The organism is Corallococcus sp. 4LFB, from assembly GCF_046520365.1.
GTDB classification, from domain to species: Bacteria; Myxococcota; Myxococcia; order Myxococcales; family Myxococcaceae; genus Corallococcus; species Corallococcus caeni.
Genome location: NZ_JBKGHJ010000584.1, coordinates 1 through 4,657, shown reverse-complemented (window position 1 = coordinate 4,657; position 4,657 = coordinate 1). Strand labels below are relative to the sequence as shown.

The 4,657-nt window shown below is 70.9% G+C and carries 5 protein-coding genes; 2 read left to right on the top strand and 3 right to left on the bottom strand.

Going from position 1 to position 4,657, the window contains the following annotated elements; translation table 11 throughout:
* Positions 1 to 366, bottom strand: a 366-nt coding sequence (locus ACLEQD_RS37375; protein WP_410390652.1) for a DUF4215 domain-containing protein, incomplete at its 3' end; no start/stop codon positions are given.
* Positions 367 to 526: 160 nt separating this feature from the next.
* A complete protein-coding gene (locus ACLEQD_RS37370; RefSeq protein ID WP_410390651.1) occupies positions 527 to 1,489 on the bottom strand; it encodes an alpha/beta fold hydrolase in 963 nt (320 codons plus the stop codon).
* A gap of 127 nt (positions 1,490 to 1,616) precedes the next feature.
* Between ACLEQD_RS37370 and ACLEQD_RS37365 the strand changes: the two genes are divergently transcribed.
* Both ACLEQD_RS37365 and ACLEQD_RS37360 read left to right on the top strand, forming a co-directional pair.
* Positions 1,617 to 2,414, top strand: coding sequence for a phytanoyl-CoA dioxygenase family protein (locus tag ACLEQD_RS37365; protein ID WP_410390650.1), 798 nt, complete (start codon positions 1,617 to 1,619; stop codon positions 2,412 to 2,414).
* A 20-nt stretch (positions 2,415 to 2,434) separates the two neighbouring features.
* A complete protein-coding gene (locus tag ACLEQD_RS37360; RefSeq protein ID WP_410390649.1) occupies positions 2,435 to 3,283 on the top strand; it encodes a WbqC family protein in 849 nt (282 codons plus the stop codon).
* Here ACLEQD_RS37360 and ACLEQD_RS37355 read toward each other — a convergent pair.
* A partial coding sequence (locus tag ACLEQD_RS37355) for an ATPase (RefSeq protein WP_410390648.1) occupies positions 3,223 to 4,657 on the bottom strand: 1,435 nt, incomplete at its 5' end. The genes ACLEQD_RS37360 and ACLEQD_RS37355 overlap by 61 nt on opposite strands.

Here is a 4,657-nt window from a genome sequence, read left to right as displayed (position 1 = left end):
GCCCGCGTCGGTCTCCGTACCGGCATCCGTCTCGGTGCCAGCGTCCGTCTCCGTACCGGCATCCATCTCGGTGCCAGCGTCGGTCTCCGTACCGGCATCCGTCTCGGTGCCCGCGTCGGTGTCCGTCCCCGCGTCGGTGTCAGTGCCCGCGTCATTGGTGCCCGCGTCAATGATGGGCGTGGTGACCTGACAGCTGTTGTTGCAGCGGTCGCCTTCCGTGCGGTTGCCGTCGTCGCACGCTTCGCCGCTCTCGATGATGCCGTTGCCGCAGACAGGGTTCCTGTTGTCGTCATCACCACCGCACGCCGACAACACCAACAGCACCGCTGACAAAGGGACCAGCAGGTGCCGGGAAGACCAGGACATGGAGACTCCGTGTTGAGTGCTGAGCCTCCATGCAAAACACAAAATTACAAGCCGACGCAAACCAGGCCCGGTGACTTCTGGCTCGCGTCCTCGTGACCTTTGAGGTCATCGGATTCTCAAAACCCAGCACACCGGATGGGTCACCGGAACCGCTGTGACTTCAGCCTGGAGTGACAGGGGTTTGCGCGGAGGCTGAAGTCTCCAATCCATGCGCATCCAGGAAGCCCCGGACCGCCTGGGCGATCTCCGTCCCGGCCTCCAGGAGGCCCGCGTGGCCGGCGTCGTGCACCTGGAGCCAGCCGGCCTGGGGCAGCGCGCGGTGCAGCCGCTGCACCTCCGACAGGGGCACGAGGACGTCGTCGCTCGCGGCGATGATCAGCACGGGCACCCGGATGGACGGGAGGACGTCCCAGGCGTGGCCCTCCGTGAGGCCTCGCAGCGTGCGCCAATAGGCCTGCGCGCTCATGTGGTAGAGCGCGTCCAGGAACTCGGCGATGTCCTCTCGCGGGGCCCGGGGCCGCAGCGCGCCCACCGCGCGGGCGAACGGATCCGCCAGCGGGCTGGCGATGAAGGCCTTCACCGCGGGCGCCACCACCGGCACCCACGGCGTGCTGGCGGCCAGGGCGCCCTTGACGGCGCTCAACCCGAAGCGGGATGCCCGGCTCGGGTTGGCCGAGCCCGGCACGCCCGGTGTCCCCGCGATGAGCGTCATGGACGGCACCAGGTCCGGGCGCCGGCGGTACAGCTCCAGCAGGATGCGCACGCCCATGGAGAAGGCGATGTGGTGCGGCGGCTTGCCGTCGCCGCGCGCCATGGCCGCCTCGGTGACGCGCTCCAGGTCGTCCACGTGCACCTGCACGCGGTAGTCCCCGTCGCGCGACTCCTCGCTCATGCCGTGGCCGCGGTAGTCCCAGTGCACCACGCGGTGGTCCTGCTCCAGGTCGGCGACGATGTGGCGCCAGAAGTTCTCCGACGTGCCGATGCCGTTGGTCAGCAGCACCGTGGAGCGGTCCGCGAGCGCGGCGTCGCGGCCCTCCTCCGGCGTGTCCGAGCTGTGGGTGTGGACCGCCACCCGGGTGCCATCCGGGGCGGAGACGTGGTGCGTGGCGCGACGGTAGGGCATGCCATGCCCACCATGCGGCCGGGCAGGCGCGGGTGCAAGGGCGGAAGCCCCCTCCCACGAGGGCGCCCTCCCCCCGCTCGCGCGACCGGGCTGGACGCGCACGGGCCTTGCGGCAATGGTGCAGCGGATGCTCAGCGTGGAGGCGGAAGGATTGGACGTGGCGGCCGTGCTCGCCCACTACGAGGCGCACGGCTTCGCGCGCCTGGGCCGCATGCTGGACGACGCGGGCGTGGAGGCCCTGCGCGAGCGGGCGGACGACCTGATGCTCGGCCGCGTGGTGTACCCGGGGATGTTCTTCCAGCCGGACGCCACCACCGGCCGCTACGAGGACGCGCCGCTGGGGCTGGGCTGGCAGGGCCCGTCCCTGGAGTACCGCAAGCTGGAGAAGCTGGAGAAGGATCCGCGCTTCCTCGCGTGGCTGGAGAACCCGCTGTTCGAGCGCATCGCCCGCGCGCGCATCCCCGGCGACATCGTCCTGTACCGCGCCATCCTCTTCCACAAGGGCCCCGCGGGCGGCAGCAACCTGCCCTTCCACCAGGACGGCGGAAAGCTGTGGGGCCTCACGCGCGAGCCGGACCTTCAAATCTGGACCGCGCTGGACGACGCGCCGGAGGGCGGCGGCTGCCTGGAGGTCATCCCCGGCAGCCACCGCGCGGGGCTGGTGACGGCGCTGGGCGGCGTGATTCCGCCGGACCGCGTGGAGGCGGCGGACGCGGAAGGACACGTGGTGCCCCTGCCGGTGCGGGCCGGGGAGGCGCTGCTCGTGCACAACCACGTCTGGCACCGCTCCGGGCGCGGCCGGCCCGGCCAGCGGCGGCGCGCGTTCTCCGCCTGCTACATGAGCGCGGACACCACCTGCGTGCGCAAGAAGAAGGCCCCGCGCGTGTTCCCGCCGGTGTTCCGCCACCCGGTGCGCGGCGGCTGAAAGGCCCTATCATCCGGGGCGTGTCCGGACACCCTGGAGTCCTCGTCGCCGAACAGCCCCACTACCTGCCGTGGGTGGACTTCTACGAGCAGGTGGCGCGCGCCGGCACGCTGGTGGTGCTGGACGACGTGCAGTGGCTCCGGCGCGGCTGGCAGCGCCGCACGCGCGTCGCCCTGCCCCACGGCGTGCCCACGCCGCCCCCGTCCGAGCCCGGCTTCCAGTGGCTGTCCATCCCGCTGGAGGATCCGCACCGCGACACGCGCATCCGCGACCTGGCGGTGGACTCGAGCCAGCCCTGGGCGCGCAAGCACCTCAACGCGCTGGTGACGCTCTACGGAGGCCGGCCCCACTTCCGCGCGCAGGTGCTGCCGCTCGTGGAGCCCTTCTACGACGCCGCCGCGCGCGAGTCCGGCCCGGGGTCGCTGTTGCGCGTGCTCCTGTCCAGCATGGCGCTGTTCTACAGGCCACTGGGCCTGGAGCCAGACCTGGTGTGCTCCTCCACGCTGGAGCGCCGGGGCGAGGACAAGACGCAGCGGCTGGTGGAGTACTGCCTCCAGACGGGCGCGCACACGTACTACTCGGGGACGGGCTCCACGGTGTACCTGAAGCCCGAGCGCTTCCGCGCGGTGGACGTGCGCCTCTTGTGGCAGCGCTTCCGCCACCCGGACTACGCGCAAGGCCGCGAGGGGCGCTTCGTGACGGGGCTGTCCATCGTGGACGTGCTGGCCAACGTGCCCGTGGAGACGGTGCGCACGTGGCTCCAGCCGTCGCCGTGGGGGCCGTTCGCGGGGGACGGCCCCCAGCCGCTTCAGCGGGCGGACGCGGAGGTGGGCGCGGACGCCTCCGGCTTGTCGAAGCGCACGAAGTAGCTGCGCACGGCGGCGTCCAGCAGCGTGGGGTCCAGGCGCGGCGTCACGCCCTGGTAGTTCGCCATGTCGATGACCTGATCCAGCAGGTCGCGAGGCTGGCACGCGGCGAACGGCCGGTGCAGCGGGCGGTAGTGCTCGTCGATGAGGTAGTCCACGGCGCGCGCGTCGTAGGGCACGCCGCGCTTCTTGCACATCATCTGGAAGATCTCGTGGAACTGCTCCTCGTCCGGGCGCTGCACCTCCAGCTTGTAGCGGACGCGGCGCAGGAAGGCGTCGTCCACGAGGTCGCTCGGGTCCAGGTTGGTGGAGAAGGCGGCGAACACGTCGAAGGGCACCTGGATCTTCTTGCCGGTGTGGAGCGTGAGCATGTCCACGTCGCTCTCCAGCGGGACGATCCACCGGTTGAGCAGGTCCTTGGGGGACACCTTCTGCCGGCCGAAGTCGTCGATGAGGAGCATCCCGTTGGACGCCTTCATCTGGAACGGCGCCTCGTAGTACTTCACCTCCGGGGTGTAGACGAGGTCGAGCATCTCCAGCGTGAGCTCGCCGCCCACCACCACCAGCGGCCGGCGGCAGCGCACCCAGCGGCGGTCGTACGAGGGCATGCCGGGCTCGTCGTCCACGGCGCGGTGGATGTTCGCGTCGAACATCTTCACGACGAAGTCGTCGATGAGCAGCGCGTGCGGGACGAAGATGTCCCCGCCGTAGCAGTTGACCATGCCCTGGCAGATGGCCGTCTTGCCGTTGCCCGGGGGGCCGTAGAAGAAGATGGCTCGCCCGGAGTTCATCGCCGGGCCGATGCCGTCGAAGATGTAGTCGCGGATGATCAGGTCGCCGAACTTGTCCTCCATGCGCTGGCGGGTGATGCGGTTGCCGCGCACGGTCTGCTGCTTCACGGCGGCGACCCACTCGTTGAACGGCACGGGCGCCGGGCCGTTGTAGCGGTTGCGGTCCAGGATCTGCCGCAGCACGTCCGTCACGAAGGTCGTGAGCTGGTAGATCATCGTGGAGCGGCCCACGCCGGAGCCGCCACCACCGCGGATGTCGATGTACTTCTGCCGGCGCAGGCCCTCGATGACCTCGTCCACCAGCGTGGTGGGCAGTTGCAGGCGCGTGGCCACGTCCATGCCGCGCATCTCGCCCGCGAAGAAGATGGCCTTGAGGACCAGCTCCTCCACGAAGGTCGCGTTGAGGCCAGCCTCCTGGAGCGTCTTGGGCTGCGCGGGCCAGAAGCGGTTCGTCATCGGCGCATCCGACGCTTCACCGCGCCGGAAGCCGCGCCGCTCCGGGCCCACGTAGCCCTGCGGAGGCACCGAGGACGCGGCGCGACGGTCGGAGCTGGCGGGGCTGCTCGGGCCGCGGCGGTCCGCCTCC